This is a genomic window from Amycolatopsis sp. NPDC004625, assembly GCF_040609695.1.
In the GTDB taxonomy this organism is placed as follows: domain Bacteria; phylum Actinomycetota; class Actinomycetes; order Mycobacteriales; family Pseudonocardiaceae; genus Amycolatopsis.
In genome coordinates this window covers 22,033-38,993 of record NZ_JBEXKX010000024.1, presented here as the reverse complement: position 1 = coordinate 38,993, position 16,961 = coordinate 22,033, and the positions used below count along the sequence as shown (strand labels likewise).

The following is a 16,961-nucleotide window of genomic DNA, read 5'->3' as shown; positions in this document are numbered from 1 at the left end:
GTGACCACCGACAGACGCCGCTTCCTCAAGGGCGCCGGCCTCGCGGCCGCCGCCGTGCCCCTCGCGGCCCCGGCCGCCGCCGCGTCCGACCTCGACCTGGGCCGGGTGTGCGGCCGCTACCAGTGGCTGGTGGGAGACCACCACACGCACAGCCAGTACTCGTACGACGCGATGTACCGGATCGACCAGATCGCCGCCGGCGGGCGGGCGCACGGCGCCGACTGGATCGTCTTCACCGACCACGGCCACGCCGAGCACGAGAAGGTGTCCGTCGAGCCCACCGAGGCCGACTTCCTCGCCGCCCGGCGGAAGTACCCGGACCTGCTGCTGTGGCACGGCATGGAGTGGAACGTCCCGGGCGCCGAGCACGCAACCGTGTTCTTCCAGGCCGGTGCGCAGCAGGCGGCGAAGCTGCGCGAGTTCGAGCGGACCTTCGACTGGCGGCTGACGAACTCCGAGGCGTCGAGCCCGGCGAACGAGGCCCTCGCGCTGCGGGCGTTGCGCTGGCTCGCCGACGAGGAACGCGCGCGGCGGATCCACGCGCCGGTCGTGCTGATCAACCACCCGCTGCGCAACGGCCGCGTCGCCCCGCACGAGCTGCGTGCCTACCGCGACGCCGCGCCGCACATCGTGATCGGCATGGAGGGCGCGCCCGGCGCGCAGGCCGACGGCTTCCCGAAGCCGCTCGGCAACGGCGGCGCGCGCGGCGGCTACGCGAACGCGCCCGGCCCGAACTCGTGGCCCGGGTTCCCGGCCGAGGCGTACCGGACGTTCGGCGGCTGGGACTGGGCGACGGCGAAGGTCGGCGGCCTGTGGGACTCGCTGCTCGCCGAGGGCAAGCCGTGGTGGATCACCACGAACTCCGACTCGCATTACAACCGCGGCGACACCCTCGTCCGCCCGCCGGTCCCGGACGGCTGGTACGACGGCACCGGCAAGTTCCCGGACCCGGTCGACAGCGGCGTCCGGCAGTTCGTCCCGCCGTACGCGGACTTCTACCCCGGCGAGTTCAGCCGCACGCACGTCGGCGTCACGCGGCGCAGCCTCGAAGGCGTCCTGGAAGGCCTGCGGGCCGGGCGGATCTGGCTGTCGCACGGCGGCCTGGTGCCGGACCTGCAGGTCGGCGCGTACGGCGGCGGTTCCTCGGCGACGCTGGGCGGCCGGCTGCGGGTGCGGCGGGGGTCGGACGTCACGGTCGTGGTCTCCGCGCGGCTGGCGTCCCGGCCGAACGGCGGCGGCTCGGTGCCGCGGCTGACCCGCCTGGACGTCGTCGCGGGCCCGGTCACCGGCCCGGCCGCCGACCGCGACACGATGGCCGCGCCGGGCACGCGCGTGGTCGAATCGTTCGAGCCGCGGTGGGCACCGGGACGGCAGGTCGTGTACCGGCACACCTTCCGGAACGTGCGGGATCCGTTCTACGCGCGGATCCGCGGGACGAACGGCGACGGCGAGCCGGCCCCGGACGTCATCGGGCAGGCGAACCCGTTCGAGGACTTGTGGTTGTACGCGAACCCGATTTTCGTGGACGTGTGCTGAACCGGAGAGTGCTGCTCGTCCGCTCGATCATGATCGGGCTGCGGTGGTTGCTGCGCCTGCCCGCGCCGGTGCTGCGGGTGCTTTCGGGACGCCCGGTGGTCGTCGACGGGCAGCAGCCGGTGCTCTCGGCCCGGGTGCTCATGCAGGTGTCGCGCTTCGCGCCGTTCGACGCGCCGCACCGCAACGGCAGCCTGGCGCGGGCCCGCACCGAGCTGAACCTGGCGGGTGCGCTGGCCGGCGCCGGGATCTGCCCCGGCGTCCGGACCCGCGATTCCTCGTGGCCCGGGCCCGGCGGGCCGCTGCCGCTGCGGCGGTACGAACCGGCCGGCGTCCCGGCGCCCGGCCCGGCGCTGGTGTACTTCCACGGCGGCGGCTTCGTGCTCGGCAGCCTCGACACGCACGAAGGCGCGTGCCGCCTGCTCGCGGAGGAAGCCGGGGTGCGGGTCGTGTCGATCGGCTACCGGCTGGCCCCGGAACACCCGTTCCCGGCGGCGGCGTCGGACGCGGTGGCGGCGTTCGCCTTCGTCCACGGACACGCGGCGGAGTTCGGCATCGACCCGGCCCGGCTGGCGGTGGGCGGCGACAGCAGCGGCGGCAACCTGGCGGCGGTGGTGGCCCACGCGGCGGCCCGCGGCGAGCTGCCCCGGCCGGCGTTCAGCCTCCTGCTCACCCCGGCGACGGACGCCCTCGGCGCGTCGGAATCCCACCGCCGGTTCGGCTCGGGCTTCCGCCTGGACCGCGACGAGTGGGCCTGGTACCGGGACCAGTACCTGCGCGACCCGGCGTCCTACCCGGACCCGCGAGCCTCGGTCCTCTACGACGAGAGTCTCGACGGCCTCCCCCCGACGTACGTGGCCACGTGCGGCTTCGACCTCCTCCGCGACGAAGGCGAGGCGTACGCGGCTCGCCTCGCCTCAGCGGGCGTCCCCGTGGTCCGCCGACGTCACGAAGGCCAGCTCCACGGCTTCGCGAACCGCGTCGGCGTGGACCCGGACGCCCACGCAGCCATGCTCCACGCGGCCGGAGTCCTCCGCGCCGGCCTCGCCCTCTCCCCCGGCCCTCGTGAGTGAGAAACAGTGTTAGAACACTGTTTCTCACTCACGAGGCTGCTAGCGGGCGGGGAGGTGGACCGTCACGCCGAGGCCGCCGCCCACGATCGGCTCCGCCGTGACCGTTCCGCCGTGCGCCGCCACCGCGGCCCGGACGATCGACAGGCCCAGGCCCGCGCCCGAGCGGGCCGTGCGGGCCACCCCGGCCCGGCGGAACGGCTCGAACAGCTCCGCCACCCCCGCCGGGTCGACCAGGCCGCCCGAAGACCGGACCCGCAGCGTCGACCACTGCGGCCCCGGCTGCGTCACGACCTCCAGCCAGCCGCCCTCGACGTTGTGGCGGACCGCGTTCTCCAGCAGGTTGCCCGCGATCCGCTCCAGCAGCGCCGGATCGCCGAACGCGGGCGCCGGCACCACCGAGAACGTCGCCCGGACGCCGCGTTGCGCGGCTTCACGCTGGACCGCGCGCCACGCCCGGTCGACGACCGCCGCCAGGTCCACCGGCTCGCGCACACCCAGGCCGGCGCCGTCGGTGCGGGCCAGCAGCAGCAGCGAGTTGACCAGCTGCCCGGCCCGCTCGGTGGCGTCCCGGACGACGCCGCCCATCCGGCGCAGCTCGGCTTCGTCGGCGTCGTCGTCGGCCAGGGTGACGTCGAGTTCGGTGCGGATCACCGACAACGGCGTCCGCAGCTCGTGGCTGGCGTTGGCGACGAAGTGGCGTTGCGCGTCGAACGCCGACTGGAGCCGGTCGAGCATGTCGTCGAACGTGCTCGCCAGCTCGGCCAGCTCGTCGCGCGAGCGGATCTCGCCGATCCGCTCCCCCAGCGACTCGACCGACAGCCGCCGCGCGGTGCCGGTGATCTCGCGCAGCGGCAGCAGCACGCGCGAGGTGAACGTCCAGGCGAGGATCGCCGCGGCCGCCACCACCAGCAGGAACGCGATCGACCCGAACAGCAGCATCCGGTTCCGGGCGTGCACGCGCAGGTGCTCGGCCAGCGTCGAGGCGTCGACCGTGACGCCGTCGACGACCACCACGCTGCCCGGCGGCATCTGCGGCACGGCGTCGAGCGAGTCCCGCACCAGCGTCCAGGCCAGCCAGAGCAGCAGCAGGCTGACGGCGGCGACCAGCACGGTCGCCAGCAGGGTGATCCGGGCGCGGAGGGTGCGGGTGCCCGGCAGGTTCACGCGCGCTGCGGTGTGCCGGGCTCCGGCACCCGGTACCCGGACCCGACGACCGTCTCGATGATCCCCGGCTCGCCGAGCTTCTTCCGCAAGGTCATCACGGTGACCCGGACGGTCGTGGTGAACGGGTCGGCGTTCTCGTCCCAGACGCGCTCGAGCAGTTCCTCACTGCTGACCACCGACCCGGCGGCCTGCAGCAGCACCTCGAGGACGCCGAACTCCTTGCGCGTCAGCTCGACCGGCCCGCTCGCGCGCCGGACCGTCCGCTTCGCCGGGTCCAGCTCGACGTCCCCGGCGGTGAGCAGCGGCGGCGCGGCCGGCGTGGCCCGGCGGCCCAGCGCCCGCACCCGCGCGACCAGCTCGGGGAAGGCGAACGGCTTGGCGAGGTAGTCGTCGGCGCCGAGCGACAGCCCTTCGACGCGGTCGGACACCGAGCTGCTCGCGGTGAGCATCAGCACCCGGGTCAGTTCCCCGGACGCGACGATCTCGCGGCACAGCTCGTCCCCGGACATCCCGGGCAGGTCCCGGTCCAGCAGCACGACGTCGTACCGCGTGACGGCGGCCTTCTCGTGCCCGTCGTCCCCGGTGAGCGCCACGTCCACGGCCATGCCCTCGCGGCGCAGCCCACGGGCGATCGCGTCGGCCAGGGGTTCTTCGTCCTCGACTACCAAAACTCGCACCAGCCCACAATCCCATATTTTCCTGAGAGTGCCCTTTAAGGACCCGGGGTCAGCCAGCGCAACGCGAACCACAGCCGCATGCGGACCTCCGGATCCGCCAGATCCACCCCCAACGCCTTCTCCACCTGCGCGATCCGGTGCCGGACGCTGTTGCGGTGCACGCCCAGTTCCGCCGCGGTCGGCTCCCAGCCGCCGTGGTGGGCCAGCCACGTCCGCAGCGTCGGCACCAGCGCCCGGTCCCCCGCCTGATCCAGCGCCAGCACCGGCTCCAACGCCCGCGCCGCGAACCCGCGGGAGGCACCGGGGTCCAGCAGCGCGTCGAAATCCAGCGGCGAATCCCCGGCCACGACCGGACGGCCGAGCGCGAGCGCCCGCGAAAGCAGCAACTCCCCTTCGCTTTCCGACAGTTCTCCGGCCGGCGCCGGCGAGCCCACCGCCGCCAGCCAGCCGTGAGCACGCAGGTCCTCCAGCACCGCGCGCGGCGGCACGGATCCCGCGATCGCCACGAACCGCCCGGGCGACACCGAGACCAGCGGGGTGTCCAGCCGCGCGCGCAGCCAGTCGGGCCGGTGCGCCGCCTCGTCCGGACCGCGCCGGTAGGCCGCTCCGGCTACGAGCCGGACGACCTCCGACCCCAGCAGCGATGCGGCCGCGTCTCCGGGGGACGTCCGGCCGAGCAGCAGGCCGGTGGCCGCCGCGCCCAGCTCGGCCGCGTCCGAGCCCGCGCGGCCGACCAGCCCGAGCAGGGCCGCGCCGACGGCGAGGATCGCCCGGTCGGCGCCGTCGAGCCGGCGCGTGCGGCCGACGACCACCAGGTGCGACGCCGTGGCCTGCGGGTACACCGGCTGGACGACGACGAACCCGCCGTCGAGCTCGGTGGTCGCGCTCCGGATCCCGCTGCCCGCCCGCACGGTCGCCATCAGCTCCCGCACCGGCAGCGGCAGCGGCGCGGGCGCGTCGTGCGCCGAGGCCAGCACGTCCCCGGCGCCGACCAGGGCGACCCACGAGCGCAGCACCGCCGCCAGCGACGACGTCAGCTCGCCGAGGCCGCCGCCCGCGGCGCGCGTGAGCGTCTCGCGCGCCGCCGTGATCCGCCGCTGTTCCCGCTGGCCGGCCTCGGTCAGGGCGACCGAGACCGCCCGGTTGACCGCCAGGAACGGCGTCCGCGTCGGCACCACCAGCAGCGGCAGCCCGTGCCGCGCGCAGGCCCGGCGCAGCGGCTCCGGCAGCGTTTCGTGCACCGACGGGGTGAGGCCGAACCCCAGCGCCGTCACGCCGGCGTCGCGCAGCCCGCGCACGTACCGGTCGAGCTGCTCCGGCAGGTTGACGCCCGCGGTGAGGATCAGTTCGCCGCCCAGCAGGTAGGGCGCCGGGTCCTGCAGCTCGCTGACGTGCGCCCAGCGCACCGGGGCGTCCAGCGCGCCCGGCCGCAGCGTCTCGGGGACGACGTCGAGCGCGAGTTCCCGGTTGCCGACGACCGCGCGTAACGGAACATTCACCTCCGTGTGCACTGCATCCGCGTTATGGGTCATCTCATCCCTAACCAGGTCGACTTGGAGACGGATCATCCCATGCCGAAGGGGTGGCGAGCGAACCTACGGTGACCCGAAACCGACGTGAGGAGGACACCGTGACCGGCGACTACGCGGTGATCGCGCTGTACATCGCGGGCATGCTCGGGGTCGGCTGGTACGGCCTGAAGCTCGCGAAGACGAAGTCCGACTACCTCGTCGCCGGGCGGCGGCTGGGCTGGTTCATGTACTCCGGCACGATGTCGGCCGTCGTGCTCGGCGGCGCGTCGACCGTCGGCGGTGTGAAGCTCGGCTACACCTACGGCCTCTCCGGTATGTGGCTGGTGGTCAGCATCGGCGTCGGCATCCTGGTGCTGCACGCGCTGTTCGCGCGGCGGCTGGTGCGGCTGAAGGTCTACACCGTCGGCGAGATGCTCGACCTGCGCTACGGCGGCCGCACCAGCGCGGTGTCCGGCGTCGTCATGTGGGGCTACACGCTGATGCTCACGGTGACTTCGACGCTGGCCTTCGCGACCATCTTCAAGGTGCTGTTCGACCTGCCGAACTGGGCGGGCATCGCGGTCGGCGGCTCGATCGTCGTGCTCTACTCGGTGCTCGGCGGCATGTGGTCGATCACGCTCACCGACATCGCCCAGTTCGTCATCAAGACCATCGGCATCCTGGCCATCCTGCTGCCGGTGGCGATCTCTTCCGCGGGCGGCTTCTCCGGCATGAGCGAGAAGCTGGACGCGAGCTTCTTCAGCTTCACCTCGATCGGCACCGACACGATCATCACCTACTTCGTGATCTACACCTTCGGCCTGCTCATCGGCCAGGACATCTGGCAGCGCGTGTTCACCGCCCGCACCCCGGCGATCGCGACGTCCGGCGGCATCACCTCCGGCGTCTACTGCCTGGTCTACGGCCTGGCCGGCGCCCTCATCGGCACCGCCGCACACACGCTGTACCCGGACCTCGCCAGCGCGCAGGACGCCTTCGCGACGATCGTCGAGCGGCTGCTGCCCACCGGCGTCCGCGGCCTGGTGCTGGCCGCTGCGCTGTCGGCGATGATGTCGACGGCGAGCGGCGCGCTCATCGCGTGCTCCACCACGACGACGTCGGACCTGCTCAGCAAGCTCGGCCTGAAGAAGGGCGGCGAGGTCAGCCGCAACCGGATCGCCACGCTCGTGCTCGGCCTGCTGGCCATCGGCATCGCGATGATCGTCGACGACGTCGTCAACGCGCTCACCATCGCCTACGACATCCTGGTCGGCGGCCTGCTGGTGGCCATCGTCGGCGCGCTGTTCTGGAAGCGCGGCACCCGGCAGGGCGCGTACGCCTCGATGGTGGCCGGCACGATCTCGGTGATCGCGTTCATGATCATCGACGGTGTCGAGGCCAACACGCCGATCTACTGGGGCCTCGGCGTGAGCCTGGTCGTCTACCTGGCGGTCAGCCTCGCCACGCCCCGCACGTCCGACGCCGTTCTCGCCGTTTGGACCCGCCGCCTGAGCGGCCAGGACACGCCCACCTCGATTCGGGAACAGGAGCCTGCCAGTGCCTAACATCGGACCCCTCGACTCGTCGCGCATCCCCCGGTTCGCCGGCTTCGCGACCTTCGCGCGGCTGCCGCGGATCGACCAGGTCGAGCGCGCCGACGTCGCCGTCGTCGGGGTGCCCTTCGACTCCGGCGTGTCCTACCGGCCCGGCGCCCGGTTCGGCCCGGCGGCCGTGCGCGAGGCGAGCCGGCTGCTGCGGCCGTACCACCCGGAACTGGACGTCTCGCCGTTCGAAGAGAAGCAGGTCGTCGATGCGGGCGACATCGCGGTCAACCCGTTCAACATCGGCGAGGCGATCGAAACGCTGCAGCAGGAAGCCGAAGCGCTGCAAGCGAACGGGACGCGGCTGGTGACCGTCGGCGGCGACCACACCATCGCGCTGCCGCTGCTACGGGCCGCGGCGAAGAAGCACGGACCCCTGGCCCTGCTGCACTTCGACGCCCACCTGGACACCTGGGACACCTACTTCGGCGAGCCGTACACCCACGGCACGCCGTTCCGGCGGGCGTCGGAGGAAGGGATCCTCGACACGAGCGCGTTGTCGCACGTCGGCACGCGCGGACCGCTGTACGGCAAGCGCGACCTCGAAGAGGACCGCCGGCTCGGCTTCGGCATCGTCACCTCCGGCGACGTCCTGCGCCGCGGCGTCGACGAAACCGTCGACGCGCTGCGGCAGCGCATCGGCGACCGGCCGTTGTACGTCTCGGTCGACATCGACGTGCTCGACCCGGCGCACGCGCCCGGCACCGGCACTCCCGAAGCCGGCGGGATGACCAGCCGCGAGCTGCTGGAGATCCTGCGCGGGCTGCGCGATCTCAACCTGATCGGGGCCGACGTGGTCGAGCTGGCCCCGGCTTACGATCACGCCGAGATCACCGCCATCGCGGCCTCCCACGTCGCCTACGACCTGGTGAGCCTGCTTTCGCTGGGGAAGGGCGCATGACCCGCATCGGCGGCGACGTCGTCGTCGAGACCCTCCGGGCGCTGGGCGCCGACACGGTGTTCGGCCTGCCGGGCCAGCACGCGCTGGGCCTGTTCGAGGCGCTGCGGCGCGCCGGCGACCTGCGCGTGATCAGCGGGCGCGTCGAGAACAACCTGGCCTTCGCCGCCGACGGCCACGCCCGAGCCCGGCTCGCGGCGGACCCGGACGGCCCGGTCCCGGTGACGCCCCTGGTCGTCTCGACCGGCCCGGGTGCGTTGCTGACGTTGGCTTCCCTGCAGGAGTCGCGGGCGGCTTCGGTGCCGGTGCTCGGGATCTCCAGCCAGATCCCGGTCGCCGGGCTGGGCGGTGGCCGGCACGGGTACCTGCACGAGCTGCCCGACCAGCAGGCGAGCTTCGCCGGCGTCGTCAAGTCGGTGCACGTGGTGCGGCGCGCGAGCCAGATCCCGTCGGCGCTGCGGGAAGCGTGGACGTCGGCGGCGACCGCGCCCTACGGCCCGGTGTGGGTCGAGATCCCCCAGGACGTCCTGCTCGGCCCGGCCGGGATCCCGCCGATCACGTCGGTGTCGGCCACGCCCGCGCCCCTGGAACCCCTGCCGGAGCTGGTCACCGCGGCCGCGGATCTCCTGGGCGCGGCGTCGAACCCGGTGATCCTGGCCGGCGGCGGAGCACTTCGCTCGGGCGCGCAGGCCGAGCTGCTGGCGCTGGCCGAGGCGCTGCGCGCGCCGGTGATCTCGACGTTCGGCGGCAAGGGTGTCTTCGGCTGGGACCACGAGCTGTCCGGCCGCTCGTGGCTGGAGGACTGGCACACCACGGAGTTCCTCGCGGCCGCCGACGTGCTGCTCGTGCTCGGCTCCGGGCTGGGCGAGCTGTCCAGCAACTACCGCGAGTTCGCTCCGCGCGGCCGGGTGATCCAGGTCGAAGCGGACCTGGGGAAGCTGGAGTCGAACTACCCCGGCCTGGGCATCCACGCCGACGTGCGGCCGACGCTGCAAGCACTGCTGGAGTGGGTGCCGATGCGGGCGTCCGACGGCCGCGCGGAGAAAGCGGTGTCCGGCTTGCTCGCGCGCGTCGAGTCGCGTTTGGACAGCCAGGACCTGGCCACCGAGCGCAAGCTGGTCGACGACATCCGGGCCGCGCTGCCCGAGGGCACGCAGACGTTCTGGGACATGACGATCGCGGCGTACTGGGCGTGGTCGGCGTGGAACCCCGAGGGCGCACCGATCCACACCGCGCAGGGCGCGGGCGGGCTGGGTTACGGCCTGCCGGGCGCGCTCGGCGGCGCGGCCGCGGGCCGCCCGACGCTGGCGGTGTCGGGCGACGGCGGCGCGATGTACGGCCTCGCCGAGCTGGCCACGGCGGCGCAGCACGGCCTCGACGTCACGTGGCTGATCATCGACGACGGCGGCTACGGCATCCTGCGCGAGTACCTGACGGACACGTTCGGCCAGTCGACGGCCACCGAGCTGGCGCGGCCCGACTTCGTGGCCCTGGCGAGCTCGTTCGGCGTCCCGGCGCGGCTGTCCTCTCTGGACACCGTGGGCGCGGACCTCGCCGAGGCGCTGCGGACGCCCGGGCCGTCCGTCGTCGTCCTCCCCGCGTTGCTGAAGATGTTCGCGCCGACCCACCTGGAGCAGGCATGACCCGCACGCTCGACCTGACCGATCCGGCGACCGGCGAGGTCTTCGGCACCAGCCCGATCGCCTCGCCGTCCGAAGTGGACGCAGCCATGGCGGCCGCCGCGCAGGCGTTTGCGGTCTGGCGCCGCAGCACCCCGGCCCAGCGGCAGCTGGCGCTGCTGAAGCTCGCCGACGCCCTGGAGGCACGGGCGGGCGAGTTCGCCGACCTCGAAGTCCGCGAGACCGGCAAGATCCGGTCGGTGGTCCTGGAAGAGGAGATCCCGGAGTGCGTGAGCGCGCTGCGGTTCTTCGCCGGGGCGGCCCGCCACCTCGAGGGCACCGCGGCGGGCGAGTACACACCCGGCCACACGTCGGTGATCCGCCGCGAGCCGGTGGGCGTCTGCGCGCAGATCGCGCCGTGGAACTACCCGCTGATGATGGCGGTCTGGAAGATCGCCCCGGCGCTGGCGGCGGGCAACACGGTGGTGCTCAAGCCGGCCGAGACGACCCCGTCGACGGCGGTCCTGCTGGCCCGGATCGCGGCGGACTTCCTGCCTGCGGGGGCGTTCACGGTGCTGACCGGCGACCGCGACACGGGCCGGGCCCTGGTGCGCCACCCGCGCACGGACCTGGTCTCGATCACGGGCTCGACCCGGGCGGGCATCGACGTCGCCACGGTGGCGGCCGCGGACCTCAAACGCACCCACCTGGAGCTGGGCGGCAACGCACCGCTGGTGGTCTTCCAGGACGTCGATCTGGCGGAGACGGCGGAAGGCATCGTGGGCGCGGCGTTCTACAACGCGGGCCAGGACTGCACGGCAGGCAGCCGCGTCCTGGTCCACGAGTCGATCCACGACGACTTCGTGGCCGAGCTGGCGAAGACGGCGGCCGCGCAGACCCCGGGCGTCGACTACGGGCCGTTGAACAGCGCAGCGCAGTTCTCGCGCGTCGAAGGCCTGATCACGCGGTTGCCGTCGCACGCCCGCATCGAGACCGGCGGGTCACGGTTCGGTTCCCACGGCTTCTTCTTCTCCCCCACGGTGATCTCGGGGGTGCGCCAGGACGACGAGATCGTCCAGGAGGAGATCTTCGCCCCGGTGATCACCGTCCAGTCCTTTGCGGACGAAGCGGCCGGCATCGAGCTGGCCAACGGCGTCCCGTACGGACTGGCGTCGTCGGTGTGGACCCGGGACCTCGCCGTCGCGGCCCGGGTGTCGGCCGGGCTGGACTTCGGCTGCGTGTGGGTCAACACGCACGGGCCGCTGGTCGCCGAGATGCCCCACGGCGGTTTCGGCCACTCCGGCCACGGCAAGGACCTCTCGGGATACGCGTTCGCGGAGTACACCCGAGTGAAGCACGTGATGACGAGGTTCGCGTGACCGCCCGGGTGACGGAGGTCGAGCACCACGGCATCGCCCCGATCCCGCCGGCCGAGCAGACGTCCCGCCCCCGCGACCTGTTCCGCCTGGCCTTCGGCGGCGCGAACACCTTCGCCACGATCATCCTGGGCACCCTCCCGATCGCGTACGGCCTGAGCTTCCGCGACGCGGTCCTGGCCACCGCCCTCGGCGTGGTGGTGGGCGGCCTGGTCCTGGCCCCGATGGCCCTGTTCGGCCCGCGAACCCGAACCAACAACGCGGTGTCGTCCGGCGCCCACTTCGGCGTGGTCGGCCGGTGCGTGGGATCGTTCCTGTCGCTGCTGACGGCGATCACGTTCTTCGCGATCTCGGTCTGGGTGAGCGGCGACGCGGTGGCGGGCGCAGCCCAGCGCCTGTTCGGCTTCGACGGCGGCGCGGTGCTACGCGGCGTCGCGTACGGCGTGATCGCGATCGCCACGCTGGTGGTGTGCATCTACGGCTACCGCTTCATGCTGCTGGTCAACCGCATCGCGGTGGTCCTCGGCACGGCGATCATGCTCCTGGGGGTGTTCGCCTACGGCGGCACCTTCGACCCGGGTTACGCGGGAACGGGAACGTACGCGCTGGGAACGTTCTGGCCGACGTTCACCCTGGCGGCGTTGACGGCCCTGGCCAACCCGATCTCCTTCGGCGCGTTCCTCGGCGACTGGGCCCGCTACATCCCGGCGAGGCACAGCAAGCGCTCTCTCCTGGCGGCACCGTTCCTGGCCCAGGTGGCCACGCTCCTCCCGTTCGGCTTCGGCATCGCCACGGCAACCCTGGTGGCGAACCCGGCGGACTACATCACCGGCCTGACGGCGATTTCCCCGCTGTGGTACGCAATCCCGCTGATCGTGGTGGCGCTGATCGGCGGCCTGTCGACCGGAACGACGTCGCTGTACGGAACGGGCCTGGACTTCAGTTCGATCTTCCCCAGGCTGTCCCGGGTCCAGGCGACACTGCTGATCGGAACGCTGAGCGTGGCGTTCATCTTCGTCGGCAACTTCGTCCTGGACATGGTGTCGAGCATCAACACGTTCGCCACCCTGATCGTCCTGTGCACCAGCCCCTGGATGGTGATCATGATGATCGGCTTCATCCAGCGCCGGGGCTGCTACGACGTAGAAGACCTGCAGGTGTTCAACGAAGGCCGAAAGGGCGGCCGCTACTGGTTCACCCGGGGAGTGAACTGGCGGGCAATGGCGGCGTGGATCCCGGCGACAGCGTTGGGCCTGCTGTGCGCGAACACCCCGATGATCGCGGGTCCCCTGCGGAACGTGGCGGGCGGCGTGGACATCAGCCTGATCGTCACGCTGGCAACAGCAGCAATCGCCTACCCGCTGATGGTCAAGCTGTTCCCGGAACCTCCGGAGGTCTTCGCAAAACCACTCACCCCGAAGCCGGAAGCCTCTCGAATCACCGCCGGTTGACATCCTTCTCAGGGGCAGAAGCATCCGAAGACCCCAACCGGGAAGCCCACTCGGTGACCCGCCGGGCGACATCCTGAGCGGTCAGCCCGATCCGCCCCAGCACCTCATCCCGGCTCCCGAGGTCATGGAAAGCCTGCGGAACAGCCAGATCCCGCACCGGAACATCGCACTCGGCATCCCGGAACAAGGCCGCCAAGGCAGACCCGAAGCCACCGTGCCGCCCACTGTCCTCGACGGTGACGACGAGCTTGTGCTGTGACGCCAGGGCAACCAGCTCGGCCGGCACCGGAAGAACCCACCGCGGATCCACGACCGTAACGCCGATCCCCTGATCGGCAAGCCGATCGGCAGCGGCCAGCCCCAGCGTCGCAAAGGCACCGACGGTCACCAGTAGCACGTCGGCCCCGTCGACCGGCCGACGCAGCACGTCCACGGTGCCGACCCGCTCCACCGCGGTCACATCGGTCCCGACCTTGCCCTTGGAGAACCGCAACGCGGTCGGCCCGTCCGAAACGGCAACAGCCTCGCGAAGTTCTTCTCGCAGCGTGGCCGGATCACGAGGAGCGGCAACCCGCATCCCCGGCACCATCCCGAGCAGGGACAGATCCCACATCCCGTGGTGAGAAGGCCCGTCCGGCCCGGTGATCCCGGCCCGGTCCAGCACCAGCGTCACCGGCAGCCGGTGCAGCGCCACGTCCATCAGCACCTGGTCGAACGCCCGGTTCAGGAACGTCGAGTAGATCGCCACGACCGGGTGCAGCCCACCCATGGCCAGCCCGGCCGCCGAAGTGACGGCGTGCTGCTCGGCGATCCCGACGTCGTACCACCGATCCGGGAACGCCTCGGCGAACTTGTCCAACCCGGTGGACCGCAGCATCGCCGCGGTGATCGCGACGACATCCGGGCGCTCGGCGCCGATCGCCGCCAGCTCGGACCCGAACACCCCGGTCCAGCTGGGCCCCTTGACGGGCGGCAGGCCGGTCTCCGGGTCGATCGGATCGGTCTGGTGCATCTGGTCGTGCTCGTTGTTGACCGCCGGCGCGTACCCGTGGCCCTTTTCGGTCACCACGTGCACGATCACCGCCCCACCGAAGGAGCGAGCGCTCTGGAACGCCTTCTCGAGCGCGACCAGGTCGTGCCCGTCGACCGGCCCGAGGTACTTCAGCCCGAGGTCGGAGAACATCGCCTGTGGGCTCAGCGCGTCCTTCAACCCGGCCTTCGCCGCGTGCAGTGCCGCATAGATCGGCCGCCCGACCACCGGCGTGTGCCGCAGCAGCTCCCGCCCCCCGTCGAGCAGCCGCTCGTACCCCGGCTGCAGGCGCAGCGCCGCGAGGTGGTCGGCCAGGCCCCCGATGGTCGGCGAATACGACCGGCCGTTGTCGTTGATCACGATCACGACCGGCCGCTCCCGGTGCGCGGCGATGTTGTTGAGGGCCTCCCAGCACATACCACCGGTGAGCGCGCCGTCGCCGACGACGGCGATCGCGTGCCGGCCGCCGCCGGCCAGCTCGAACGCCTTCGCCAGGCCGTCCACATAGGACAGTCCGGACGAGGCGTGGCTGCTCTCCACCCAGTCGTGGTCACTCTCCGCACGCGACGGGTAACCGGTGACACCGCCGGTCTGGCGCAGCAGGTCGAAGCCGTCCGCGCGGCCGGTGACGATCTTGTGCACGTACGCCTGGTGACCGACGTCCCAGACGATCGCGTCGCGCGGCGAGTCGAACACGCGGTGCAGCGCCAGGGTGAGCTCGACGACGCCGAGGTTCGGCCCCAGGTGCCCGCCCGCCCGCCGGACCTTGTCGACGAGGAAGTCCCGGATCTCGGCGGCCAGTTCGCCGAGGTCCTCGACACTCATGCGCTTCAGGTCCGCCGGTCCGCTCACGGACTCCAGCATCGTCACTCGTCTCCACCTCACTCGCTCGGTTCCGGCCAGTCTACGGAGACCCGCCACCGGGGTTCCGCCCGCCGCGTCCGGCGTCACACCCGAGCGCGACCGCCGGTCAGCACCCGGGGTGAACCTCGTCTCGCCGCGTCGCTGTGGCGGTCACGCGGCGTGGCCACGAGAATGGCCGCATGGCGGACTTTCTCATCGGCGGCGACTGGGTGGACGCGGTGGACGGCGGACGGCGCGAGATCCGCTGCCCGGCCGACGGCTCCCCGGTCGCGACGGTCGCCGAGGGCACCGCCAAGGACACCGAGGCCGCCATCGCGGCGGCGCGCCGGGCGTTCGACACCGGCCCGTGGCCCGGCACGCCCGCGCACCTGCGCGGTGATCTGCTGCTGCGCACCGCGGACCTGCTGGACCGCGACGCGGAGGCGTTCGCCAGGGCCGAGTCCCTCGACACCGGCAAGCGCCTGGTGGAGAGCCGGTACGACATGGCGGACATCGCCGCGTGCCTGCGCTACTTCGGCAAGCTCGCGGCCCAGGACGCCGGGCGGGTCGTCGACACCGGCAACCCGGACGCGATCAGCCGGATCGTGCACGAGCCGGTCGGCGTCTGCGGCCTGATCACGCCGTGGAACTACCCGCTGCTGCAGACCGTGTGGAAGATCGCACCGGCGCTGGCGGCGGGCAACACCTTCGTGCTCAAGCCCAGCGAGCTGACCCCGCACACGGCGATCCTGTTCCTGAAGCTGCTCACCGAAGCCGGCCTGCCGCCGGGGGTGGGCAACCTGGTGCTGGGCGCGGGCGCCGAGGCCGGCGCGCCGCTGGCGGCCCACCCGGACGTCGACCTCGTGTCGTTCACCGGCGGCCTGGCGACCGGCCGGGTGATCGCCGCGTCCGCCGCGGCGACGGTCAAGAAAGTGGCGCTGGAGCTGGGCGGCAAGAACCCGAACGTGGTGTTCGCCGACGCCGACTTCGAGACCGCGGTCGACTACGCGCTGACGGCGGTGTTCCTCCACTCCGGCCAGGTGTGCTCGGCGGGCGCGCGGCTGATCGTGCAGCGCGAGTGGCACGACGAGTTCGTCGGCGAGCTGGTGCGCCGGGCCGAGCGGATCCGGCTGGGCGGCCCGTTCGACCCGCACGCGGAGACCGGCCCGCTGATCTCGGCGGCCCACCGCGAGAAGGTCGAGGCGTACGTGGCGGCGGCGCTGGCCGAGGGCGCGGTGCTGCGCACGGGCGGCCGCCGTCCCGACGACCCGGCGCTGGCCGGCGGCTTCTACTACCTGCCGACCATTCTGGACCGGGTGAAGCAGGGCTCGTCGGCGGTGGTGGACGAGTCGTTCGGCCCGGTGCTGACGGTCGAGACGTTCACCGACGAGGACGACGCGGTCCGCATCGCCAACGACACGCACTACGGCCTGGCGGGGGCGGTGTTCACCCAGGACGCGGGCCGCGCGCAGCGGGTGGCGGGGCGGCTGCGGCACGGGACGGTCTGGATCAACGACTTCCACCCGTACCTGCCCCAGGCCGAGTGGGGCGGCTACAAGCAGTCGGGCTTCGGCCGCGAGCTGGGCCCGACCGGCCTGGCCGAGTACACCGAGGTCAAGCACATCTACCAGAACCTCCGCCCGGCCCCGCAGCGCTGGTTCGCGGGCTGAGCATCGCCCGATCGGGAACCCCCGGACGGCCCAGCCGCCTTATGCTGCCTCCACCGCGACGCAGGGAGGCCGGAGTGGACCAGCAGCGACGGGGGTTCCGGGGCCCGAGGGCCGTCCTGGTGGGACTGGCGGGCCTGGGCGTGCTGGCGGGCCTGACCCTGCGGACGGCGGAGTACCCGGGAGCGCTGCCGCCGGGAACGCCCGACCCGGAGCTGGACCTGAGCCTGCGCCTGGTCTGCGCGGCGGCGGTGCTGATCGCGGTGACGCTGGCGTACCTGACCTTCGCCCGCCACCAGGACGAGCCGCTGGCCATGGCGTGCCTGCCGGGCCTGGTGGTGACGGGCGTGATCCTGCGGCACCTGGTGGTGACGCTCCCGGGCGTGACCCGCCTCCAGCCGGCGGCGAGGGTGGTGCCGGGCGCGGGGACGTGGGTGCTGCTCGTGTCGGGCGTGGCGATGACGGCGACGGGTTTGGCGGCGGCGTTCGCGGTGCGCCGGGCCGGCTGAGGGCAGCTG

Annotated in this window: 13 protein-coding genes; 9 read left to right on the top strand and 4 right to left on the bottom strand. The window is 72.6% G+C overall.

What is annotated here, in order from left to right; genetic code table 11:
• Positions 1 to 1,536, top strand: coding sequence for a histidinol-phosphatase (locus ABZW17_RS25975; RefSeq protein ID WP_354819272.1), 1,536 nt, complete (start codon positions 1 to 3; stop codon positions 1,534 to 1,536).
• The gene (locus tag ABZW17_RS25970) at positions 1,530 to 2,606 is read left to right on the top strand and encodes an alpha/beta hydrolase (protein WP_354819269.1); all 1,077 of its coding nucleotides are present in this window, start codon (positions 1,530 to 1,532) and stop codon (positions 2,604 to 2,606) included. The genes ABZW17_RS25975 and ABZW17_RS25970 overlap by 7 nt, the downstream gene beginning before the upstream one ends.
• A 39-nt stretch (positions 2,607 to 2,645) precedes the next feature.
• Here the strand turns inward: ABZW17_RS25970 and ABZW17_RS25965 are convergent, their stop codons facing one another.
• From ABZW17_RS25965 to ABZW17_RS25955, 3 genes are read right to left on the bottom strand one after another with little or no spacing between them, the layout of a single operon-like run.
• Positions 2,646 to 3,770 (bottom strand): HAMP domain-containing sensor histidine kinase, encoded by a 1,125-nt coding sequence (locus ABZW17_RS25965; RefSeq protein ID WP_354819266.1) that lies wholly within the window; start codon positions 3,768 to 3,770, stop codon positions 2,646 to 2,648.
• On the bottom strand, positions 3,767 to 4,447 hold the full coding sequence (locus ABZW17_RS25960) for a response regulator transcription factor (RefSeq protein ID WP_167384631.1): 681 nt from the start codon (positions 4,445 to 4,447) through the stop codon (positions 3,767 to 3,769). The genes ABZW17_RS25965 and ABZW17_RS25960 overlap by 4 nt, the downstream gene beginning before the upstream one ends.
• A gap of 35 nt (positions 4,448 to 4,482) precedes the next feature.
• Entirely contained in the window at positions 4,483 to 5,946 is a 1,464-nt protein-coding gene (locus tag ABZW17_RS25955) for a PucR family transcriptional regulator (protein WP_354819262.1), read from the bottom strand.
• Positions 5,947 to 6,077: 131 nt separating this feature from the next.
• Between ABZW17_RS25955 and ABZW17_RS25950 the strand changes: the two genes are divergently transcribed.
• The 5 genes from ABZW17_RS25950 to ABZW17_RS25930 are packed head-to-tail and all read left to right on the top strand — an operon-like array spanning position 6,078 to position 12,903.
• Positions 6,078 to 7,523, top strand: a complete 1,446-nt coding sequence (locus tag ABZW17_RS25950) for a sodium:solute symporter (protein WP_354819259.1) — start codon at positions 6,078 to 6,080, stop codon at positions 7,521 to 7,523.
• Complete coding sequence (gene speB, locus ABZW17_RS25945) at positions 7,516 to 8,460, top strand: agmatinase (protein ID WP_354819256.1); 945 nt, start codon at positions 7,516 to 7,518, stop codon at positions 8,458 to 8,460. The genes ABZW17_RS25950 and speB overlap by 8 nt, the downstream gene beginning before the upstream one ends.
• Positions 8,457 to 10,100 (top strand): thiamine pyrophosphate-binding protein, encoded by a 1,644-nt coding sequence (locus ABZW17_RS25940; protein WP_354819253.1) that lies wholly within the window; start codon positions 8,457 to 8,459, stop codon positions 10,098 to 10,100. The genes speB and ABZW17_RS25940 overlap by 4 nt, the downstream gene beginning before the upstream one ends.
• Entirely contained in the window at positions 10,097 to 11,455 is a 1,359-nt protein-coding gene (locus ABZW17_RS25935; RefSeq protein WP_354819250.1) for an aminobutyraldehyde dehydrogenase, read from the top strand. The genes ABZW17_RS25940 and ABZW17_RS25935 overlap by 4 nt, the downstream gene beginning before the upstream one ends.
• Positions 11,452 to 12,903, top strand: coding sequence for a cytosine permease (locus ABZW17_RS25930; RefSeq protein WP_354819247.1), 1,452 nt, complete (start codon positions 11,452 to 11,454; stop codon positions 12,901 to 12,903). The genes ABZW17_RS25935 and ABZW17_RS25930 overlap by 4 nt, the downstream gene beginning before the upstream one ends.
• On the opposite strand, the gene dxs is transcribed toward ABZW17_RS25930, so the two are convergent.
• The gene (gene dxs / locus ABZW17_RS25925; RefSeq protein ID WP_354819573.1) at positions 12,890 to 14,803 is read right to left on the bottom strand and encodes a 1-deoxy-D-xylulose-5-phosphate synthase; all 1,914 of its coding nucleotides are present in this window, start codon (positions 14,801 to 14,803) and stop codon (positions 12,890 to 12,892) included. The genes ABZW17_RS25930 and dxs overlap by 14 nt on opposite strands.
• A gap of 173 nt (positions 14,804 to 14,976) precedes the next feature.
• Here dxs and ABZW17_RS25920 point away from each other — a divergent pair, with 173 nt between their 5' ends.
• Positions 14,977 to 16,446, top strand: a complete 1,470-nt coding sequence (locus ABZW17_RS25920; protein ID WP_354819244.1) for an aldehyde dehydrogenase family protein — start codon at positions 14,977 to 14,979, stop codon at positions 16,444 to 16,446.
• Positions 16,447 to 16,520: 74 nt separating this feature from the next.
• Positions 16,521 to 16,952 (top strand): hypothetical protein, encoded by a 432-nt coding sequence (locus tag ABZW17_RS25915; protein WP_354819241.1) that lies wholly within the window; start codon positions 16,521 to 16,523, stop codon positions 16,950 to 16,952.
• Positions 16,953 to 16,961: the final 9 nt, after the last annotated feature.

Bases quoted from the DNA above. Each gene is read 5' to 3' on its own strand.
- ABZW17_RS25940 (WP_354819253.1), top strand. From the start codon at position 8,457: ATGACCCGCATCGGCGGCGACGTCGTCGTCGAGACCCTCCGGGCGCTG.
- ABZW17_RS25935 (WP_354819250.1), top strand. From the start codon at position 10,097: ATGACCCGCACGCTCGACCTGACCGATCCGGCGACCGGCGAGGTCTTC.
- ABZW17_RS25920 (WP_354819244.1), top strand. From the start codon at position 14,977: ATGGCGGACTTTCTCATCGGCGGCGACTGGGTGGACGCGGTGGACGGC.